The sequence below is a fragment of the Mycobacterium sp. ZZG genome, assembly GCF_054786995.1.
Map to the genome: position 1 here is coordinate 20,127 of NZ_JBTBFV010000025.1, position 21,819 is coordinate 41,945.

The following is a 21,819-nucleotide window of genomic DNA, read 5'->3' on the forward strand; positions in this document are numbered from 1 at the left end:
CATTTACCAAAGATGTTGCGGGCCAGATAGTTGAAATGTGTTTGCGGGGGATGTTCAACACCTTGTGTCGTCGGTATCAGGTTTTCAGGACGGTCTGTCCGCGAAACGAATGCCGGGATTTCGGGATCCCCCACCAATCGACCGTTCCGAAGGAGTTCGGTGATGTGCGGAATCATTGCGTGCCGGACGCACCGGCCGGCGGTCGAGTACCTGCGGGTGGGCCTGCGGCGGCTCGAGTACCGCGGATACGACTCGGTGGGCGTGGCACTGCAGACCACCGACGGTGAGGTCGTCCGCCTGCGGACGACCGGCCGGATGGACGATCTCGACGGACTGCTCGGAAAGTGGAACGGGCCCCAGTTCAACGGAGCGGGGATCGGGCACACGCGGTGGGCGACACACGGCTCGGTCACACCGGGCAACGCACACCCTCACGCCGACTGCACAGGGCAGATCAGCGTCGTGCACAACGGCATCATCGAGAATGCCGACCAACTCCGCGCCGAACTCACCGGTGCCGGCCATATCTTCGCTACCACGGTGGACAGCGAAGTGCTGTGCCACCTCATCGAGGACGAGAGGTTCGCCGAAGAAGATCTCGTGCAGGCCGTACAGAAAGCGCTCGCCAGGGCCGAGGGATCCTGGGCGCTTGCCGTTCTGGAAGAGGGCACCGGGCGTATCGCCGTCGCGGCCAACGGATCTCCGCTACTGGTGGCCCACACTGATCACGGGGACTTCGCTGCAAGCGACATCGCGGCAGTCGCCGACTGGGCCGACGAGTTCCGGGTCCTCGATGAGGGTGACATCGTCGAACTGGACACCGACCGGTGGTGCCGCTCCGGAGTGTTCATATCGCCACCCGCCGCCAACCGGTGCCTGTGGCGCAGCAGCGATGTGGAGTTGCACGACTACGCCGATTACATGGCCAAGGAGATCGACGAACAACCGGGAGCGGCGGCACTCCTGATCGAGGGCCTGGCACCGGACATCGCGACCGGGGCGCTCTGGGACCGAATGGGCCTTCCGCCGTTCGGACGGCTGCGTGTCGTCGGATGCGGCACTTCCCTCAACGCCGGCAACGTGATCGGCAATCTCGTACGTTCGGTCGGCGCTCTGCCGGTGGCCGCCACCATCGCCAGCGAGGCCGCGGCGGACGTCGCCGACGCCGACCAGCTGACCATGGCCATCAGCCAGTCCGGGGAGACCGCCGACGTGCTGCGCGCGATGGAGTCCCGCGCGCTGCGCGACTCACGCATCCTCGCGCTCACCAATAGCACCCACTCCACGCTGTCGCGGCTGGCGGATGCGGTCGTCGACTGTTCGGCGGGTCCGGAAATCGGGGTGGCCGCCACCAAGACCTTCGTGTGCCAGGTCATCTCGGGGGCGGCCGTGATGATCTCGGCGATGGTGGCCATGGACCGGCTGCCGGCCGGGACGGCTGCCAGGATCGTCGACGATCTTCGGCGCGTGCCGGACCAGCTCGCTGCCGCCGCTGCCGGTGCTCGTCGCCTGATACCGCCGATCGTGGAAGACCTCGTGTCAGCCCCCGGGTTCATCTTCATTGCTCGGGGGTCGGGTGTGCCGTACGCCGCCGAGGGTGCGTTGAAGCTGAAGGAGCTCACCTACCGGTGGGCCGAGCACTGCCCGGCCGGCGAGCTCAAGCACGGTCCGCTGGCTCTGGTCGGACCCGGCACCCCCGTCGTCGTCGTGGACAACGGTGACGCGAAACTGGCCTGCAACATCGCCGAGGTGGCGGCCCGTGGCGGCCGCGTCATCACGATCGGCGGCGCCGGCAGCTCGGTGCCGGTCCTCGGCGAGCTCGGTGCACCCTGGGGTCCGATCGCGGCGACCATACCGCTGCAGGTGCTGGCCCGGACCCTCGCGGTGGCGTTGGGACGAGACGTCGACAAACCGCGGAACCTGGCCAAGTCGGTGACAGTCGAATGAGGCGCCACGGCACACCCCTGGCCGGCGTCGCCGGCGCGCGTGAGTCCGAGCCGGCCGACGTGGTCGCCGACTTCACCGCCACGGCCCGTCGCTGGCCGGACCGGGCTGCCGTCGTCCACAACGGCGTCACCACCGACTACCGCGACTTCGCCAAGGCGGTGCGGATCACCGCATCCCGTTGTGACGTCGGGCATCTGGGAGACGCCAAGAGCCCGTCAGGGTTGATTGGCGTACTTGTCTCGCACCATCCGTCCGCAGCCCAGCACCTGCTCGGGATCCTGCAGGCCGACGCGACCTACTGCCCGGTCGATGCCGCGTCCCCGGCAGGCCGCCGGAAGATCATCGCCACCGTACTGGGAGTGGATCGGCTGGTCGCCGCCGAGCAGAGCCCGTATGACGGGCCGCAGGTCGAACTGCTACCGGTGCCGCGGTGGCGTGGCACCGATGCCGCATACGTGCTGTGCACCTCCGGCTCCACCGGCACGCCCAAGCCGGTGGCCGTGTCTCGCAAGGCGCTGACGGTCACGGTGCGTGCGCTGAAAAATCTGTTCGCTCTCACGCCGGACGACCGTGTTCTCCAGTTCTCGTCCCTCGGATGGGACACCTGCCTCGAAGAGATGCTGCCCGCGCTGACCGCCGGGGCCGCAGTCGTCTTCGACGACCGCGCGCACACGGGATCGTTTCCGACGTTCTTGCGCATGCTCGCCGAGCAGGAGATCACGGTGCTCGACCTGCCCACGGCGTTCTGGCACGAGCTCGTGCTCTTTCTCAACGACGGGAATGCGGGATTGCCGGACTGTGTGCGGCTGGTGGTCATCGGTGGTGAGCGGGTCGATCCGACTCGGCTACGGCAATGGCGTGATCTCGACACCGGGCACATCGGGCTACTGAACACCTACGGGTGCACCGAGACCACGATGATCACCCATGCGGTGCAGCTGAGCGGTCGCGGCGCCGAACCGCGCCTCGCCGCAGGGGACGCCGAGGCGCCTATCGGCCGACCGCTACCCCATGTGCGCGACCACGTCACCGATGACGGTGAGCTGCTGATCTCAGGACCCGGCCTGGCGACCGGATACCTCGGGGCAGCGGACCTGACGGCCGACGCGTTCCGCGTCGCCGATCACGGTGACGGACCGCAGCGATGGTTCCACACCGGCGATGTCGTCGTCCGCGGGGAGAACGGCCTGCTCTACTCGCGAGGCCGCGCCGATCAGCAGGTCAAGGTGCGCGGCGTGCGCGTGCACCCCGCTGAGGTGGAGATGCAACTGACCTCTCACCCGGCGGTCAGCCGAGCGGTGGTGGTCGGGGAACGGTTACTGGGCGGAACGGCGCTGACGGCTTACGTGGTGGCCACGCGCGAGGTTACCGGCGGAGATCTCAAGCGATACCTCGGTGAGCGCCTGCCGTCACAGTTCGTGCCGAGCCGGGTCCGGTTCGTGGAAGAGCTGGTGTACACGGCCAGCGGAAAGGTCGACCGCGCTGCGACGCAGCGTGCCGTAGTGGACAGCAACAACAAAGGAGCACGCCGATGAGCGCCGAACACATCGCCGGAATCTTCCGTCGGGTCTTGAACATCCCCGAGGTGGACGAACACTCGGACTTCTTCGAGCTCGGCGGCGATTCTCTGTTGGCGACCAGGGTGCTCAGTGCGATCGCGCGGGACTTCGGGATCGAGTTGACCTACGACGACATGGTCGACTATCCCACGCCGGAGGGGCTTTTCGATCTCACCGCGGCCGTGACGTCGTGAGTGCCGGAGGTATGCGCGTCGTCGTCATCGGCGCCGGGCTGGCCGGACTCACCGCCGCAGTCGAGTTGGCAGCCGACGGGGCGGAGGTCCTCGTGCTGGAAGCGCGCGACCGCGTGGGCGGCCGGATGCACGGGGTGTCGGTCGCAGACGGCGCCGTCGGCGACGGAGGTGCCGCCTACCTCGGGGTCCGGCACACCGAACTGCTCAGACTGATCGACCGGCACGGCCTGAAGCTCGCGTCCACGGCGATGGCGGGGGAGAGCACCTTCCTGATCGGTGACCAACGCTCCACCTCGCCGGGGCGGGTGCCCCCGCTGAACGCGATCGCGCTGGGTGATCTCTTCGACCGGCTCGAGGATCTCGTCGAGCGGGTACACCCCGATGCGCCCTGGCTGACACCCGGTGCGCAACAGCTGGACCGGATCTCAGCAGCGCGCTGGCTGGCCGATGAGGACATACGTGCGGACGCGCACACGTTCTTCCCGTTGTTCCTCGGGGAGATGATGGCCGCCGACCCGGCGGCGATCTCGGCGCTGCACATGGCCTTTTACCTCCGATCCGGCGGCGGTATCAGGTATCTCAACGCGTTCGAGGGTGGCGCCCAGCAGTGGCGGATCGACGGCGGCTCACATCTGCTGTGTGAGGCACTCGCAGCGCAGCTCGGCGACCGGGTGCACCTGCAGCAGCCGGTGCACGCGATCGAACAGGACGACGACGGTGTGCTGGTGCGCTGCGTGTCGGACTCCGACGGTGCGCGCTCGACCCATCGGGCCGACCGGGTGGTCGTGGCCCTCCCGCCGCTGCTCGCGCAGCGGATCGACTTCCGGCCGGGTCTGCCGGCGCCACGGGCGTCGGAGGTCACCGGTCGCGGTTGTGCGATCAAGGTGCAACTGGGGTTTCCCGCGCCGGTGTGGCGGGACCGCGGACTGTCCGGCTGGTCGGTGAGCACCGGCGGGCCGCTGCTGTCCACCGTCGACGATTCGCCACCGGACGAATCAGCAGGAGTACTCACGGGTTTCGTCACCGGCGAGGCGGCAACGGCGTTCTCGCGACTGTCGTCTTCGGACAAGTTGACCGCGGCGCTGGCCCATACCCGCAGGCTTTTCCCTGACCTGCCGGCGCCCGCGGGGTGCACCGTCACCGACTGGCTGGCCGAGAAGTACAGCAGGGGCTGTTACGCCGCGCTCTTCGGCCCGGGCGACTGGCTGCGGCTGGGGCCGACGCTGACCCACCCCCACGGCCGTATCCACTGGGCGGGCACGGAGACCAGCCTGGAGTTCTTCGGGTTGATGGAAGGCGCGATCAGGTCGGGGCAACGTGTTGCGGCCGAGTTGACGGACATCGCCGCTGCGGCGACCGATTCAAGAAAGGCTCTGGTGCGATGACCACACTCGTCGAACCCGAGGACAGCGGATTCACCGCGGTGGCGGAGCAACCGTATTCCTATGTGCGACGGCTGTTGGCCGAGCCGGACTGGCGTCGCTACCCGGGCTGGTCCACCGTCACCGACACCGAGTGGCAGGACCCGCAGTGGCAACGCGCACACTCGATCAAGAACATCGGACAACTGCGGGCGGTTCTCGGCAACCTGCTCGACGAACGGTTCTACGCCGACCTCGCGGCCGACCAGCAGCAGCGGTCGACGATGTCGATGCTGTTGCCTCCGCAGATGCTCAACACCATGACCCCCGAACGCGATCCGGCCGGCCGGGGATTCACCGAGGCGTTCTACGGCGATCCGATCCGGCGGTACATGCTCCCGGTCCTGAGCGACCGGCACTCGGAATGGTGCTCGCATCCGTACGCCGAGCGGGATTCCCTGCACGAGAGCGACATGTGGGTCGTCGAGGGTTTGACACATCGTTATCCCACCAAGGTGCTGGCCGAGCTGCTGTCGACCTGCCCGCAGTACTGCGGGCACTGCACGCGGATGGACCTGATCGGGAACTCCACAGCGACGGTCACCAAGACTCGGCTCACGCTGCAACCGGCTGACCGGCAAGATCGCATGCTGGACTACCTTCGATCCACCCCGACGGTGCGTGATGTGGTGGTGTCGGGCGGCGACGTCGGCAACGTGCCCTGGCCTCGCCTGGAATCTTTTGTGACGCAGCTACTTCAGATTGACACGATCCGCGACATCCGGCTGGCGACCAAGGCGCTGGCCGCGCTGCCACAACACTGGATGCAGCTCAAGGTGGTCGACGGAGTCCATCGCGTGGCACGCCTTGCCGCAGCCCGCGGGGTCAACCTGGCGATGCACACACACATCAACCACGTGCAGTCGGTGACTCCGCTCGTCGCGGCCGCCACCCGCGGACTGCTCGACGCGGGGCTGCGCGACGTCCGCAACCAGGGAGTGTTGATGCGCGGCGTCAACGCCACCACCTCGGACCTGCTGGATCTGTGTTTCGCGCTGCAGGGGGAGGCGAACATACTGCCCTATTACTTCTACATGTGCGACATGATCCCGAACGCCGAACACTGGCGGACCTCGCTCGCGCAGGCCCAGCGATTGCAGCTGGCGATCATGGGGTACCTACCTGGCTTCGCGACACCACGGGTGGTCTGCGACGTGCCCTACGTCGGGAAGCGGTGGGTGCACCAAGTGGTCCGGTACGACCGGAACCTCGGGATCTCCTACTGGAGCAAGAATTATCGCACCGGACTGGAGGCCAGCGACCCGGACGCACTCAGCCGGGTGTACCCGTACTTCGATCCGATCGACACTCTACCGGCGCTCGGGCAGGCGTGGTGGCGTAAGAACGGGGAACACCCCTGGGAAGCAGCGCTACTCGCGAAAGGCGAGCAAGACGACCCGATTCCGGACGGCCCGGTACACCTCGCGCCGGTGGCCACATCCGGAGACAGTTAGGGCAGGGCAGGCGGGACCGGAATGGGTACTGCGGACAGCAGAGTGCATCGCCGCGGGCGCAACCGCCGTGACATGACGCCCGTCGCGATCACCGATGAGGACCTGCCCGAGGTGGCGGACTTCCTGAGGGACAATCACGATGGCAACATTCGGTGGATGCAGGCGTGCGCGAGTGCGCAGTGGCAGGTGAACCGGCCCAATCACGGCTTCATGCTCAAGGACGGTCAGCGTGTCGTCGGTGCGGTGTTGGCGCTCTACTCCGAGCGGGTCCGGGAGGGCCGTGTCGAGAGGTTCTGCAATATCGGCACCTGGTGTGTGCTTGCCGAATACCGTTCCGCGAGCATGTCCCTGGTCAACGCGATCCTGGCACAGGACAGCTACCACTTCACCGTGCTGACGCCCAACCGCGGCTCGCAGGAGATCCTGGCATGGATGAAGTTCTCCTTCCTGGACACCGCCGCCGCACTGATCCCTAACGTGCCGTGGCCGAGCGTGCCGCGGCGAACCAGAGTGATTACCGACCACCGCGATATCGAGAACACGCTTGTCGGTGCCGAGCTGCAGCTCTACCGCGACCATGCGCGAGCGCTCGCAGCACGACACGTGGTGCTGGTGCACGGCGACGAAACCGGTTACGTGATGTACCGGGAGTTCCGCCACGGGTCCGGCCTGGGTTACGCGATGATTCTGTACGTCAGTGATACCGCACTGTTTCATCGCGCGCTGGTGCCGCTGACCCGTCATCTGCTGATGCGTCGCGGACTGGTCGCGACGTTGATCGAGCGGCGCGTCATCGGCGGCGAGCCGGGGCTGCCGTTGATGTCGTTCCGACTTCGGGACAGACCCAAGATGTACCGCGGTGCCGGCCTGGAGCCACACCAGATCGACTACCTCTACAGCGAGCTCGCGTGCGTGCCCTGGTGACAGGGCGTGAGTCAAGGTGACGGAAGGGCAAACAGTGATGACGCAGGCATTGGCGATCGCAATGGTATTCGTCGTCTCCGCGGCCGCGGGCATCCTGCTCGCCCTGCTGGCCGTCAACGTGGCGCTTCTGCTCCGACTTCGCTCGCGGATACCCCAAGACCCCCCGGTGGATCCTGCATCGGGGTAACCAAGGCGCCCCGTGTTGCTCCGACGAACACGGTGTATTTGCCGGCCGATGCGCTGAAGTCGGACCTGGAGCCGCCGGTCCGGTATGAGCCGACGCCCGGATGTAGTTCTGAGGCTCGGCCGCCAGGGTTCTCGCAGTGCTGCCAAGCGCGACTGGTGACAGTCGGCCGCGCCGCTCTCTGCCGCGGGAAAAGTTGTCGGACAACAGTTCAGGAGATCCGGTCAGACCAGGAACTAGTTCGCGGATCCACTCGAAAGATCGATCCGACGGTCCATGTACTGCGGACGGGTGCGAACCGATAGTTGAAGGGTGCTTGAAGAGTTAGCTGTCGTGAGCGGCGCTGAATGGCTGCGTATGTCGGTCGACAACGGTCACCGCGACCGTCCGCAGATCGGAGCCGAGAGGGACACGCGGCCATGCGCACTGTAGTCACCGGCGCTGCGGGGTTCGTCGGCTCCACCCTGGTTGATCACCTTGTGTCCCAGGGGCATCAGGTCGTGGGCATTGACAATCTCAGGACAGGCAGTGTGGCCAACCTCGAGAACGCCATCCGTTGCGGCGAGGGTAACGACGGCCGCTTCAAGCTCATCAAACTCGACGTCCAGGCGCCGGAATTGATCGGTATCGTCGCCGGTGTCAACCCGGAAGTGATCTTCCACCTCGCTGCTCAGAGCGATCCGCAGGCCGCCGTCGGGGACCCGCAGTTCGACGCACGAAGCAATATTCTGGGCACGATCAACCTGTGTGAAGCGGTGCGGCGGACAGACGTTCGCAGAATCGTGTACGCAGGCACGTCGGACGCACACGGCGATCTCGGCTCGCCGCACACTGTGGCCAAGCTGGCTGGTGAGATGTACCTCCGCGCCTATGCGGCTAGGTATGGCATCAGTTCGATATGCCTTGCGTTCGGAGACATTTACGGGCCCAGGCAGAACTCCCATAGCCCGGTGCACGTCATCGGCACCCTGGGCGGTACGGCAATGACGTGGCCCCCGGTCAGTGCGCGAGACGATGGCCGGCAGGTCCGCGAGCTCATCTACGTCGACGACGCCGTACACGCGCTGATTCATGCCGGCTGCGCGACAGACATCGCCCCAGGGACATACGGCGTCGGCACCGTTGAGAAAACGATGTCCCTTCCGGGATGGACGCCGCGGGTCGATCTAGCTGAGGGAATCGCGCGGACGCTCGAATCGCTGCACAGCCCGTCAGACGAGATGGCGGGTTGAGATGGCACACCCAGAGGTCGTCAGTCGTGGCCGGACCCGCCGCGCGCTCGCGTCGGCGCTGCGCACTCGAGAATCACTGGTGCGCGAGCCTGTGGCGCGGATGGTCGAATCTGGTCAGCCAACCGCGCTCGACGGCCTGCCCGGTGCGGTGGTCGAGCGCCTTCGCTGGCAACGACAATATGCGGCGCGGCTGACAGTCAGCGACAGCATCGTCGTCATCGCAGCCGTGGTGCTCGCACAGTACGTACGGTTCGGCACCACACTGACCTCGCCGGCGTACGAAACCCTCTATGTGACAGTGTCATCAGTGCTCATCGCTTTGCTGTGGTTGACGGCGCTGGCTGTGTTCCATACGAGGTCCGCGACCATCATCGGTGCTGGGATCGAAGAATACCGGCGTGTGGCCGCGGCGTCGTTCACCACGTTCGGTGCGCTCGCGATCGCCGAACTACTGGTCAAATTAGAGATCTCGCGTGGATATCTCGCCGTCGCTCTACCCGCCGGGACGATCGGCCTGCTACTGAGCAGATGGCTCAGCCGCAGACACGTGGCCGCCCGGCGCGCCGAGGGCAGATATCAGACCGCGGTACTGGCGATCGGAGACCACTCTGCCGCGGCGCATCTGGCGGCCGAACTGACGACCGACCCGACGGACGGGTATCACGTCGTGGGCGTGTGCATCCCGGGTCTGGGTGCGCCCCAGGGCGAACACCTCACGGTGGCCGGCCGGCAGGTGCCGATCGTGGGTGGGGAGAACCATGCGCTGCAGGCGATCCGCACCTACGGTGCGGACACCGTCGCGCTCGCCGGTACCGGGCACCTCGGGGTGCACAGGTTGCGCAGACTCATCTGGGATCTCGAACCGATGGGCGTCGACCTGATGGTCTCCCCGGGTGTGGTCGATGTGGCGTTGTCGCGGCTGGTGATGCGTCCGATCTCGGGGCTGCCGCTGGTGCAGGTCGAGAAGCCGCAGTATCGCGGCGCGAAGCGATTCCAGAAGCGTGCCTTCGATTTCTGTTTCGCGTTGGTCGCCCTGACAGTGACGTCGCCCATCCTGATCCTCGCGGCGATCATCATCAAGATCACCAGTAAGGGCACTATCTTCTACTGCTCGGAGCGGATCGGCATCGACGGCAGACCGTTCTCGATGCTCAAGCTCCGCACGATGGTCCAGGACGCCGACCAGCAGTTCGAGAGCCTGATGGCCAAGAACGAGAGTGACGGACTGCTGTTCAAGATCCGGGATGATCCACGTATCACTCCGGTGGGCCGACTGTTACGGCGTTTCAGCATCGACGAGTTACCCCAGTTCTTCAACGTGCTGCGGCAGGAGATGAGCGTTGTCGGGCCCCGTCCCCCCCTGCGCCGGGAAGTCGAGGCCTACGACGGCGACGTGCTGCGCCGGCTTCTGGTCAAGCCTGGGATTACCGGACTGTGGCAGGTCAACGGTCGCTCGGACCTCTCGTGGGACAAGTCGGTCCGGCTCGATCTGTCTTACGTCGACAACTGGTCGATGGTCGGCGATGTCGTGATCATCGCCAAAACGTTGCGTGCGGTCCTGATGAGAAAAGGCGCCTACTGAGGGGACACAGTGCCTGTTGCACTGCTAGGGCGAAAGCCAAAGGTATTGAGGGATATAGGGATCGGGAAATGATAAGAACGATAGTCACCGGCGCTGCCGGCTTCATAGGATCGACGCTGGTCGACCGGCTACTGGTCGAGGGTCACCAGGTGGTCGGCATCGACAATCTCAGTACTGGCGTGGTCACCAATTTGGAGCACGCGAGCCGCCGCTACGGACCCAGCGGTCGTTTCGTCTTCACCAGAGTCGATGTGCGCGCGTCCGCGCTCAACGACATCGTCGCCGCGGCGCACCCCGACGTGGTCTTTCACCTCGCCGCGCAGGTTGACCTGCGGGCCTCAGTCGCTGATCCTCAGCACGACGCGAGCTGCAACGTGCTCGGAACCATCAACGTCTTGGAAGCCTGCCGGCTCGCCGGTGTGGGACGCATCGTCTACGCGGCATCGGGTGGCTCCCGGTACGGTGCACCGGTCAAGCTCCCGGTACCCGAGACCACGCCGCCGCATCCGTTGTCGCCCTATGCCGCAGCCAAGTACGCCGGTGAGGTGTACCTGAATGCGTACGCGGGCATGTACGGCATACTGCCGATCAGTCTCGGCCTCGCCAACGTCTACGGACCGCGCCAGAACCCGCACGGGGAAGCTGGGGTGATCGCGATCTTCAGCAGCAGGTTGCTGAGGGGATATCCGGTGACGGTCTACGGGGATGGGTCCGCCAGCCGGGATTACGTCTACGTTGACGACGTCGTGGACGCGTTCGTGCGCGCCGGCCGTTCCCACACGGCGGCGCCCGGGATCTACAACATCGGTACCGGCCGACAGACCAGCACCAACGACGTGCACCGGTTGGTCGCCGAGGCAGTCGGTGGGACGCCACCGCCATGCTACGAACCCGCACGCACGGGAGAGGTGCAGGCGATCGCGCTGGACGTGACCAAGGCGCGGAGTCATCTCGGGTGGGCGCCGGCCGTCGACGTCGAACACGGGATCAAGAACACGATCCATTGGTTGCGCGGGGTGCTGGATCCCGAGCCGGTCGTCCTGGCTGACGCCTGATGAACTCCCAGATGGCGCGACACTTCGAACAGATCCGGCGGCGGTGGTGGGTAGTACTGCTGGTGGCCGCGTTCACTGTGCTCGCGACCGCGGTTCACTCGTCGGACACCGACGCCACCTACATGGGCAAGTCCCTCCTCGTGCAATCCTCGCCGGAGAGAACACCTGAGCAGGACGCCACCATGGCGGTGGGGTACGCGACGTTGTTCAACGAGCCCGTCACCATTGGCCGGTTGCGACAGCGCACGCAGGTTCCGGACAGTGTGTCCTTCGAAGCAAGGACCGTAGCGGCCAGCCCGATCCTGACGATCGAGGCAACCGCCGAGGATCCCGAGGTCGCGCAGACTGCGGCACAACAGATGGCAGCGGCGTTCCGCGACGACATCAACTCGGTTCGAAACGCCAGATTCGCCAGGGACATCAAGGATGTGGAGCGCCAAGTCCAGGCCCTCAAAGCACAGCGCGAGCCGGACGGCAGCATGAACCCGCTTGTGCCGGTCCTCCAGGAACGACTGGACGACATGCGTGCCGATGCCACCGATCAGCTCCGAGACCTGCAGCTACGAGCCGGCGTCACGAAGATGGAACCCAAGTTTGCGTTGCAGGTAGCCACCGGCGCGCTGGGCGGACTGTTCCTCGGAGCCGTGGCCGCACTCGGCCTGGCAGCCCTGTCGCCGCGCCTGATGAATGCGCGCGACCTCGCGCACAAGACCGGTGTCGATCCGTTGATCGAGGTGCCGCGCGCCGGGTCCATAAGAGGAAATCGGTTGCGGGAAGACCGGTTACGGATGCTGGCGAACTTCATCAGCCTTCAGGGTCTTCCGGCGTCAGCGGTCATCGCGATGACGGATTGCCGCGGAGCACATGGAGCAAAGGATCTCGCGGAGGATCTCGCTCGGCTTTCTGCTCAACAGGGGCGACGAACGGTACTGGTGTACGCAAACAACGACACTTCTCTGCCCGCAACCCATCCCGGCTTCAACGATGTGCTGGCCGATTGCAGTCTGGTCGACAGCGCGTTGACGGATTCCGCAGTGGAGTCCTTGAAGATCCTGCCGGCGGGCCCGATGGTGGCCGACCGGTACCCGCTGATGAGTCGCGAACGTATCGACGCGGTCCTGGACGAATTGCGGATGGGGGCAGACACGATCGTGGTTGTGGCACCGCCGATCACAGACTCCATCGAGTCTCACCCGCTCTTCGCCGCTGCGGATCTCACCATACTGGTGGTCGGCAAGCGGACCACGCGGTCGGGTGACGTGACCGCAGCCGCCGAGGCGCTGGCCAGGGACCACGCAATTCTGCTGGGTGCTGTACTGGTGGACGGCCGGAGACGGAGAAACGCCGACTCACAGTTGGCGCTGTCGCAAGGGGCCGGTGAGGTCGCAGACCGTTCGTCACTGCTGGATCAGCAGCGATGAGCAGTCTGCACGAGGCACCGCCGACAGCGGCCGCATCCCACCGGCCCCCAGAGCGGCTGCTCGCCGTGGGCCTGATGACGGGCTGCGCAGCCGCTGTCTGCGCGGCAGTGGTGGTGATGCCATCCGACCCGGGCTTGACGCTGATCATCGTGACAGCGGCCGCCGGCCTCGGAGGATACGCGCTGAGGAGCCCCACGTTCGCGGTGACATTGATGACCGTCACGTTGTTCCTGAGGACGCCGCTGGCCTCGTTGGGCGACCTTCCGGTCGAACTGTGGTTGGTGGTGTTCGCGCTGCTGGCGTTGGCCACTGCATTGTGGCTGGAGCGCACCGCCGATCGGGTCCGCGGTCTCGGACCGGTCGAGTGTGTGATGGGCCTGTTCCTGCTGTGGAACGTCTACTCGATGGTATCCCCGCACAAGTATCCGGCGACCGACACCATGAACGGCGGCCCGCTGCCGGTCGCTCGGTTCATCGTGGTCGCCACGATGATCCCGTTCGCGCTGTATGTGGTGGGCCGCTTCACTTTTGACCGTCCTGCTGCTGTTCGCGGGTTGCTCTGGACAATTCTGACACTGGCGACCTACTCGGCCGCAGTGAGCATCATGCCCTTTACCGGGCTGGGTGGCTGGGTCTGGCCGCGTTACATAGTGACCGATCCGGCGTGGGAGGGCCGGGCGGTCGGAATCTTCAACCAGCCGGTTGTCAACGGGATGGTGCTGACGCTGGGTTTCGCGATCGCGATGTTCTTCCTCAGTCGGCGAGGAGATCCCGGTTGGCAGAGATGGGCGAGCGCACTCATTGCCGCGTTGTGCGGTGTCGGGATCTATCTGACCTACACCCGCGCTGTCTGGCTCAGCGCACTGCTCGTGCTGTTCGTCGGGGCATTCTTGGCGAAGGGATTCCGCAGCGGATTCATCGTTGTCCTCGGTGTGGTGGCGACCGCGGCGTTGATGAACTGGTCGACATTCACCAGCAGCGACCGTGAGGCGGGAGGCGTGGCCTCGCAGAGCGAGATCCAATCACGGCTCAACGATATCGAGACCGCGTTGTGGGCCAGAAGCCAGAAACCCCTGGTGGGCTGGGGGATCGGCCGGTTTCCGGAGGTCAACACCCACCACCACCAACAATGGTCGCAGGACGTGCCCTGGGTCGGGGGCTACGGCGAGGTAGCCCACTCGAACGAGATGGGATTGCTCGCCGAGCTCGGCGGGATCGGCCTCGCGCTCTGGCTGTCTGTGCTGACGCTCATCGCTTTCCGGCTCCGCAATGCCTATCGCAGGCTTTCGGACCGCGACCTGTGTGGGCGACCGCTTGCCGTAATCGCGATCATGGCGATGGTCATCCTGATCTGTACCGGACTGACTGTCGACCTTCGCTACTTCGACTTCCCCACAGCCACAACCTTCCTTGTCCTCGGCATCGCCGTCGGCTGGTCCGAACGGACCACGAACGCAACCATCGGCACACCCGGTAGCGCTGAGCGGGAGCTGCGGCATCATGGCTGAGCAGAAGGCACTGTGGGTGTCCACCAGCACGCAGACGCGAGGCGGTATCGCTTCCTACGTCCGGGCCATGCAGCGCACCCGCCTGTGGGACGACTGGAACATCAGGCACATCACCACCCACCGCGACGGAACCGTGACGGTGAAGATCGCGATGTTCGTGCTCGGGATGCTGAAGTTCGTCGTCGAACTGATCCGGTTCCGCCCCAGCGTCATCCACTTGCACGCCAGCTCCAGAGGCAGTTTCGCCCGTAAGGCGCTTCTGTTCTGGATCAATCGGATCACCGGAACTCCGGTCGTTTTCCACATGCATGGTTCAGGGTTCCCGCAGGACTACGACAACTCGCCGCCGTTGATCCAGATGCTGACCCGCGCGACCATATCCCGGGCGAGCGCTTTCGTCGCCCTCGGGCAGATGTGGGCCGACCGGATGCGGCTGATCGTCCCGGATGCCCGGATAGTAGCGATTCCCAACGGTGTTGAACTCTCCCCGGCTGTGGATCAGCCCTCAGGCGGACCGGTTGCCGTGCTCTTTCTGGGCCGGATCGGCGACCACAAAGGCGCCTTCACCCTGCTGGAGGCGTGGGCGAAACTGGTGTGCGAGCCCGGATTCGTCACCGCAAGCGGGACTACGGCCACCCTGACGCTGGCCGGGGACGGCGAAGTCGCCAGAGCCCGGCAGTGTGTCAGGCAATTGTGCCTGGAGGAAACGGTCACCGTACACGGCTGGCTTTCCGAGGATCAGGTGGGCGATCTGCTGGACCACGCACAAGTACTGGTGCTGCCCTCGCGCAACGAAGGACAGCCGATGGCCGTCCTCGAGGCGATGGCCCGCGGCCTGTGTGTCGTGGCAGGTGACGTCGGCGGCCTACCGGAGATGATCGGCGGCGGTGCCGGAATCCTGATCCCGCCCGATGACGCGGAGGCCCTTGCAGAAGCCCTGCGGCAGGTCGTCGGGGACCATGACGTCCGCGCCAACTATGGAGCAGCCGCACACGTGAGGATCCGCGACCAGTTCGACACCGAAACGATCGCGCGTCGACTCGACGCTTTGTACCGGGAGGTGTGCGGATGACCGGGCAACCGATCAGAGCTACCTTCATCGTCCCGCTGATGAAGGCCGGCGGCGCCGAGCGGCATCTGACCACGCTGCTGCCGAGGATGGATCCGGTGCGGTTCAGGCCGTCGGTCGTCTGCATCGGCGGAGAGGGGGACATGTTCGGCGACCTGTGTGCTGCCGGCATCCCGGCTACTGCGCTGGACCTCGCCAAATGGCAGATCTGGCAGGCGATCCGGGAACTGGTGGCCATCTTCCGGCAAGAGCAGACCGACGTCGTCGTGATGTCCGGCTATAACGCCGAGACGCTCGGCCGTATCGCGGCGCGGGTCGCAGGCGTCGGGCACACCATCGTGTGGGTGCACAACGCGACTGAGATCACACCTCGTGGCGTGGTCCACCGGCTGGTCGATCACGGGCTCAGTCACTGGACCAGTGCGTATTTCGGGGTCGCCAACGTCCAACGCCGGTTCCTGGTGGACGAGCGTGGATACGCCGCCGACAAGATCCGGATCATCCACAACGGTGTGGACCCGACGCTGTTCGAGGCCAGCACCGACCGCAGAGCGCTCGCCGAGTTCGGGATCGGGCACAGCGCTCCGGTGGTGGGAATCCTCGGGTCACTCCGGCCCGAGAAGGACCACGCCACATTCCTGCAGGCCGCCCGACTGGTGATCGACAAGGTGCCCGATGCCGAGTTCCTGCTCGTCGGCGAGGGCCAATGCCGTGCTGATCTGGAGATGCTCTGCGAGACCCTGGGGATCACCGCCCACGTGCACTTCGCGGGCGCGAGGTCCGACATCGACCGCTTCCTCCGTTCGGTTGACGTCTTCACGTTGACGTCCACCACCGAGTGCCTGCCGATGGCGCTCCTCGAGGCGATGGCCTGCGCTCGCCCCGCGGTGTGCACCGCGGTCGGTGGCGTCACCGAAGTGGTAGAGGACGGAACCACCGGGTTTCTCGTACCGCCGAAAGATCCTGCGCGACTTGCAGACCGGCTCGTCGCGTTGCTCACCAACCCACTCGACGCGCGTCGGATGGGTCGCGCCGGCCGCCGGCGTGTCGAGGCCGAGTTCCGACTCGACCGCAGCGTGGACGCAGCCCAGAGCGCGATCGAGGAACTCGTCACCTCCCAGTACGCCCTAGTGGACGGAGCCAACGCATGAAGCGACACATCCTGATTCTGGTTGAGAACCTCTCTGTACCGTTCGACCGTCGTGTGTGGCAGGAGGCGCAGGCGCTGACCCACGCGGGCTTCCGGGTCACCGTGATCTGCCCGACCGGGGCCGGCCAGGACACCGAGCGGGAAGTGGTGATAGAGGACGTCCGGATCCTGCGTTATCCGTTACGACCTGCCACGGGCGGGCCGAAAGGCTATCTGCGTGAGTACACGTTCGCGCTCTGGCACACCCTGCGCCTGGCGGTGAAGGTCCGTCGCGAGGGGAGGGTCGACGTAGTGCACGCGTGTAATCCTCCGGACCTGCTGTTCCTGGTGGCACTGATGTTGCGGCCTGGCGGAACGCGGTTCGTTTTCGACCACCACGACCTGGTGCCCGAGCTGTTCCTGTCCAGGTTCGCAGGCGGAGGACAGCTTCTCTACCGGTTGACGCGAGCCGTCGAGCGGATGACGTTCGCCGCAGCTGATGCAGTGATCTCGGCCAACGAGAGTTACCGCAGGGTCGCGATAGAGCGCGGCGGCATGTCTCCCGACCGCGTAACCGTCGTCCGGAGCGCACCCGATCTCGGTCGCTTCATGCCGCAGCAGCCGGACGGCGATCTGAGGCGTGGCAAGGGCTTTCTGCTTGCGTATCTCGGCGTGATGGGGCCGCAGGACGGAGTCGACTACGCATTACGCGCGGTGCGGCTGCTGCGTGACGAAGTCGGACGCGACGACTTCCACTGCATCTTCATGGGAGCCGGCGACGTGTTGCCCGACATGGTCGCGCTCGGTGAAGAGCTCGGCATCTCTGACATCGTGGAGTTTCCAGGGCGGGTTCCCGACGAGTTCGTCCAACGCTGCCTGTCGACCGCCGATGTGTGTCTGTCGCCGGACCCGTCGAATCCCCTCAACGACGTATCGACGATGAACAAGGTCGTCGAGTACATGGCGATGGGCCGGCCGATCGTGTCCTTCGACCTCACTGAGGCGCGGGTGTCCGCCGGTGAAGCTGCGATATATGTTCCGGGCAACGACGAACTCGCATTCGCGCGGGCCATCGACGCTCTGTTGCAGGATCCACAGCGGCGCCGTGGCATGGGTGAGCTCGGGCGCCGGCGTGTCGAACAGGAACTCTCGTGGGAAGTGTCCAGCCGCAACCTCATCCGGTTCTACCGCGAGTTGCTCGGTGTGGATCGGCAGAAGCCCGATGCTCTGGTGACCGGCGGTGAGGTCGCGTGAGCCACACCGGCAACCTGCTCGACGTGCTGTCGCACGACAAGCTGGTCCAGGTCCGCCCGGCCGACCAGGCCCTCGGGCGTGTTCCGGGCCTGGCTGCTCAGGCTGCCGTCTTCTGCGGACCGCTTCTGGTCTATGGGCTACTGCCGACCCAGAATCACAACTACGCCGACGACTCCCTGGCCTGGGCATACCAATTGACCCAGTCGGGCGGTCTCATCAACAGCCATCACCTGTACCTGAACCCGATGAGGTGGCTCTATCACCTGCTCGCCGGCGCGGGGCTGACCGTGAATCCGGTGTCGATGCTTGCGCTTTACTCGGCGGCGTGGGGCGCTGTCGGCCTGGCGATCCTGTACCGGCTGATGGTACGCGCCGGACTGGGCAGGACCGCATTGTGGGGAACACTCCTGTGCGCCGTCAGCGCGGGCTACTGGTCCTATTCGATCGCGGGTGACGTCTACGTTCCGGCCGCCGCGCTGATGACGATCGGTGTCTATTGCGTCTATTCCGGGCTCACTACTCTGACCACACGCAGCGCACGGTGGTATGCCGCCGGGGCGGTCCTGGCCTTCGCCGCCATGCTGGCCCACCATCAGGCCCACGTCGTGTTCGTACTCGGGATGGTTCCGGCCGTGCTGCTGATGCGCATCTCCACCGCGAAGCGACGGGCGATGATCGGCGTCGGGGTACCGACGGCTGTGTGCGTCCTGGCGCTAACGATGTACGCCGCTGCTTACCAGTCGGTCCCGCAGGAGGAACGGCACGGTTTCGTCCAGTTCGGCGTCGGCTACGTCGAGTCCTTCGAACCTCGCGAGGACCAGAAGCAGCTGGGGGCCGGCACCCTGGTGAACATCGCCGCCGGCGAGACCCGAGCCCTGGTGTCGACGAACGTGATGTTTCGCAGTCCAGAAGTGGCACAGGCGGTCCAGGACCGGTATCCACAACGAGCCACATACCCGCTGCCCTATCTCGTCCGCGACGTCCCGGCCCCGGTCGCGGTCCTGGCCGCGGTCGCGGCGGTCTTGGGAGTGCTGCTTGTCGTGATGCTGTCGGTGCGCGGCCTGTGGTTCGGGCTGAAGGAGAGGGGCCTGGTCCTTCTCATCGCGGTCGCGATGGTCCCGCAGGTGCTGTTCTTCGCCTGGTGGGAGGGCGTCTCCGATGAGTTCTCGGTGTGGACACTGCCGCTGCTGGCCATCCTCTCCGCCTGGGGCGCCGCCGGGACCAAGCACCCACTGCAGTGGCTGAAGGCCGCGGTGGCGTGCGTTTTCCTCAGCACATTGGTGGGATCGGTGCTGCTCTACTGGAATCCGCGCAACGACATCGATCTCGTCACCGACGGGTACGTGAACGCGCTGGGCCCCGGCGATCTGGTCGTCGGCTTCGACGACATCCAGTCCGATTTCAGGACGATGCTCGACGCCGACCGCCAGGGGTTCGAGTATCTCAATTTCTTCAATGTGCGCGGACCGCACGACACGGCAAGGTTCGAGGCCGCCCTGGACTCCGCCGCCGCCGCGGGCTTGCGCATCCACGTCTCGCCACGGCTCACCCATCCGCCGAAGAGCGCGCTGGTTTTCAAGGAGTCTGTGGATCCGGACTTCGACTCCCAGCGCGCCCTCATCTTGGACAAGCTGGAGGCCATGCCCTCCGTCGAATGGGTCGAGCCGTCGGCGTTCTCGGAACGGTATTTCGAAGGATCCGGCGGTGTCTAGCCTGGTCTGGTACGCCGGCCGCGCGGCAAGAATGTCCCCCCGCGAGGCGGTGTGGCGTACCCGCCGCCTGATCGACGCGCTCACGGGCCGCGACGGTCTGCGCGAGCACCCCGACGCAGAGATGCTCTCCGGTACGCCGGTCGACTGGGACGACCTGCGGGAGCAGTTCCGGCGCAGCGCGGCCCGGCCCGTGCTGCTCGACCGGGAGCGCGCCCGGCGCATGGCACAGACACACCCCGACGCCATGCAACGACTGCTCGCCGAAGCCGGCCGCCTGTTGGCAGGAGAGCGCACCTATCTCGGTTACGACACCGTGAACGTGGGGACGGCCGTCGACTGGAACTTCGACCCGAACAGCGGCTACCGCTGGCCCACCGCCCCCGGCCATCGGATTGACCACCGGGTGGCACCCAGCGACGCGAAATGGATCTGGGAACTCAACCGGCTCCAGCATCTACCCATTCTGTCGCAGGCCTGGCTGCTTACCGGTGATCCGAACTTCGCCGAGACCGCCCTGGACCAGCTGGATTCGTGGCTGGATCAGAACCCGGTCGGTACCGGGATCGCTTGGCGTGGTGCGTTCGAGTCAGGTATCAGGGCGACGTCGGTGGGGATCGCCCTGCAGGGACTGCGACACTCGCCGGCGATGACCACGCGGCGGTACCGGCGCGCGGTCCGAATGCTCGACGTCAGTGCCCGGTACTGCTGGCATGCCCGGTCCCGTTTCAGCTCGGCCAACAACCACCTCATCGGCGAGATGTCCGGCCTGGCTGCCATCCATCTATTGTTTCCCGAATTAAGCTTTCCTGCAGCTCTTTTCAGGTCTGCGCTGGACACGATGGCAGCCGAAGCCGAACGGCTGATCCTGGCCGACGGGGCCGGTGCGGAGCAGTCGGTCACGTACCAGATCTTCACCGCCGAGATGCTGGCCACGGTGGTGGTGCTGCTGCGATTGGGCGGTCACGACGTGCCCGCGGCCCTGCCCGCGGCGCTCAGCCGTGGTGCGAACTACCTTGTATCGTTGGTCGGTTCGGAGGACCCCGACCCGCGGTACGGGGATGACGACGACAGTTTCGCACTCCGGCTGGGCGCCGAGCCCAAGCGCACCGTGCGGCAGCACCTGGGAATCGTGGCGGCGACCACTGGTGACCAGCTTATAGCGAGGCATGGTGAGAACACCGTGACCGCTGCGTGTTTCGCTGATGCGCTCGGCACCGACATCAGCGGGATCGGTGCGAGGGTCGGCGTGGCCGGGGCGCTGCCGAGCAGCTACGCTGCCGACGGAGGGATGGTGGTGCTGCGAAGCGCGAGGCGCCGCCTGACGGTCGACGTCGGTCCGCTCGGCTATCTGTCCACCGCGGCACACGGGCACGCCGATGCGCTCTCGGTGACGCTGAGTGTCGAGGGCCGAGAGCTGATCGTCGACCCGGGGACCGGTAGCTTCTACGGGGACCCCGTGGTGCGGTCGGTCCACCGGGGCACCCGTGTTCACCCGACTGTGTGTGTGGACGGCATCGACCAGTCACAGCAAGGTGGACCTTTCTTCTGGCGCAGTCATGCCCAGACCACCGTGCACGCAGTGGATCTCGCGCGCGGCATTGTCGATGCCGAGCACAACGGCTACCTCCGGATCGCCGACCCGGTGCGGCACCGGCGGTGGATCATCGCGCCGCCAGGCGAGCTGACGGTGGCCGTGGTGGATCTCCTCGACGGCCGCTCCGAGCATGACATCGCGGTGGCCTGGCCGCTGCATCCCGATTGCGAGGTGGCACCCACGACGTGTGGGCACCTCGTCACCAGAGAGGGGGCAGCTGTCTTGAGCCTCCACTACGCAGCGACTGTGACATTCGACTGCGAACAGATTCGGGCAGACAGCTCGTCCCGACTCGGGTGGTGGTCGGGTCGGCTTGAGAACAGGACACCGGCATGGCTGGTCGGCATCCGGTGTCGAGCCGCCGCTCCTGTGGCAGTGGTGTCACTGCTTCGAACCGGCGATTGCGAGGACCCCCTGGTTCCCAGCATCGTCCGGAATGGTTCGGCGCTGACCGTCCGCTGGTTCGACCAGTGTTCGGAACGGGTCCTGACGATAGGCACCAGCCGAGCCGGGGCCGTGCACGGGCTGCCTTCGTCATCTTCTTCTTCGGTTCTGGGATTGGTGGGAAAATCATGAGTGG

Annotated in this window: 16 protein-coding genes; all 16 read left to right on the forward strand. The window is 65.9% G+C overall.

The window, feature by feature from the left end:
- The first annotated feature begins 162 nt into the window (after positions 1 to 162).
- The 16 genes from glmS (at position 163) to ACXMYJ_RS15630 (ending at position 21,815) form a co-directional block, all read left to right on the forward strand.
- Positions 163 to 1,947, forward strand: coding sequence for a glutamine--fructose-6-phosphate transaminase (isomerizing) (gene glmS, locus ACXMYJ_RS15555; RefSeq protein ID WP_260755514.1), 1,785 nt, complete (start codon positions 163 to 165; stop codon positions 1,945 to 1,947).
- Positions 1,944 to 3,482: an AMP-binding protein gene (locus ACXMYJ_RS15560; protein ID WP_260755513.1), complete on the forward strand. Its 1,539-nt coding sequence runs from the start codon at positions 1,944 to 1,946 to the stop codon at positions 3,480 to 3,482. The genes glmS and ACXMYJ_RS15560 overlap by 4 nt, the downstream gene beginning before the upstream one ends.
- Positions 3,479 to 3,700 (forward strand): acyl carrier protein, encoded by a 222-nt coding sequence (locus tag ACXMYJ_RS15565; RefSeq protein ID WP_260755512.1) that lies wholly within the window; start codon positions 3,479 to 3,481, stop codon positions 3,698 to 3,700. The genes ACXMYJ_RS15560 and ACXMYJ_RS15565 overlap by 4 nt, the downstream gene beginning before the upstream one ends.
- Positions 3,697 to 5,085 carry a flavin monoamine oxidase family protein gene (locus ACXMYJ_RS15570; RefSeq protein WP_460357430.1) on the forward strand — a complete coding sequence of 463 codons (1,389 nt, stop codon included), beginning with the start codon at positions 3,697 to 3,699 and terminating at the stop codon, positions 5,083 to 5,085. Before ACXMYJ_RS15565 ends, ACXMYJ_RS15570 begins: the two co-directional genes overlap by 4 nt.
- The gene (locus ACXMYJ_RS15575) at positions 5,082 to 6,575 is read left to right on the forward strand and encodes a KamA family radical SAM protein (RefSeq protein ID WP_460357434.1); all 1,494 of its coding nucleotides are present in this window, start codon (positions 5,082 to 5,084) and stop codon (positions 6,573 to 6,575) included. Before ACXMYJ_RS15570 ends, ACXMYJ_RS15575 begins: the two co-directional genes overlap by 4 nt.
- A gap of 72 nt (positions 6,576 to 6,647) precedes the next feature.
- Positions 6,648 to 7,499, forward strand: coding sequence for a hypothetical protein (locus ACXMYJ_RS15580; protein WP_460357436.1), 852 nt, complete (start codon positions 6,648 to 6,650; stop codon positions 7,497 to 7,499).
- Between the two features lie 603 nt (positions 7,500 to 8,102).
- Positions 8,103 to 8,915, forward strand: a complete 813-nt coding sequence (locus tag ACXMYJ_RS15585; RefSeq protein ID WP_260755507.1) for an NAD-dependent epimerase/dehydratase family protein — start codon at positions 8,103 to 8,105, stop codon at positions 8,913 to 8,915.
- Positions 8,916 to 9,015: 100 nt separating this feature from the next.
- Positions 9,016 to 10,497, forward strand: a complete 1,482-nt coding sequence (locus tag ACXMYJ_RS15590) for a sugar transferase (RefSeq protein WP_443188338.1) — start codon at positions 9,016 to 9,018, stop codon at positions 10,495 to 10,497.
- Between the two features lie 71 nt (positions 10,498 to 10,568).
- On the forward strand, positions 10,569 to 11,552 hold the full coding sequence (locus ACXMYJ_RS15595; RefSeq protein WP_260757824.1) for an NAD-dependent epimerase/dehydratase family protein: 984 nt from the start codon (positions 10,569 to 10,571) through the stop codon (positions 11,550 to 11,552).
- A complete protein-coding gene (locus ACXMYJ_RS15600) occupies positions 11,552 to 12,973 on the forward strand; it encodes a P-loop NTPase family protein (RefSeq protein WP_460357439.1) in 1,422 nt (473 codons plus the stop codon). Before ACXMYJ_RS15595 ends, ACXMYJ_RS15600 begins: the two co-directional genes overlap by 1 nt.
- Entirely contained in the window at positions 12,970 to 14,481 is a 1,512-nt protein-coding gene (locus ACXMYJ_RS15605; RefSeq protein ID WP_260755504.1) for an O-antigen ligase family protein, read from the forward strand. Before ACXMYJ_RS15600 ends, ACXMYJ_RS15605 begins: the two co-directional genes overlap by 4 nt.
- Positions 14,474 to 15,553, forward strand: a complete 1,080-nt coding sequence (locus tag ACXMYJ_RS15610; RefSeq protein ID WP_460357442.1) for a glycosyltransferase family 4 protein — start codon at positions 14,474 to 14,476, stop codon at positions 15,551 to 15,553. Before ACXMYJ_RS15605 ends, ACXMYJ_RS15610 begins: the two co-directional genes overlap by 8 nt.
- A complete protein-coding gene (locus ACXMYJ_RS15615; protein WP_460357445.1) occupies positions 15,550 to 16,701 on the forward strand; it encodes a glycosyltransferase in 1,152 nt (383 codons plus the stop codon). Before ACXMYJ_RS15610 ends, ACXMYJ_RS15615 begins: the two co-directional genes overlap by 4 nt.
- On the forward strand, positions 16,698 to 17,933 hold the full coding sequence (locus ACXMYJ_RS15620) for a glycosyltransferase family 4 protein (RefSeq protein WP_460357448.1): 1,236 nt from the start codon (positions 16,698 to 16,700) through the stop codon (positions 17,931 to 17,933). Before ACXMYJ_RS15615 ends, ACXMYJ_RS15620 begins: the two co-directional genes overlap by 4 nt.
- Complete coding sequence (locus ACXMYJ_RS15625) at positions 17,930 to 19,645, forward strand: hypothetical protein (RefSeq protein WP_460357450.1); 1,716 nt, start codon at positions 17,930 to 17,932, stop codon at positions 19,643 to 19,645. Before ACXMYJ_RS15620 ends, ACXMYJ_RS15625 begins: the two co-directional genes overlap by 4 nt.
- Positions 19,638 to 21,815: a heparinase II/III family protein gene (locus tag ACXMYJ_RS15630; protein WP_460357453.1), complete on the forward strand. Its 2,178-nt coding sequence runs from the start codon at positions 19,638 to 19,640 to the stop codon at positions 21,813 to 21,815. The genes ACXMYJ_RS15625 and ACXMYJ_RS15630 overlap by 8 nt, the downstream gene beginning before the upstream one ends.
- Positions 21,816 to 21,819: the final 4 nt, after the last annotated feature.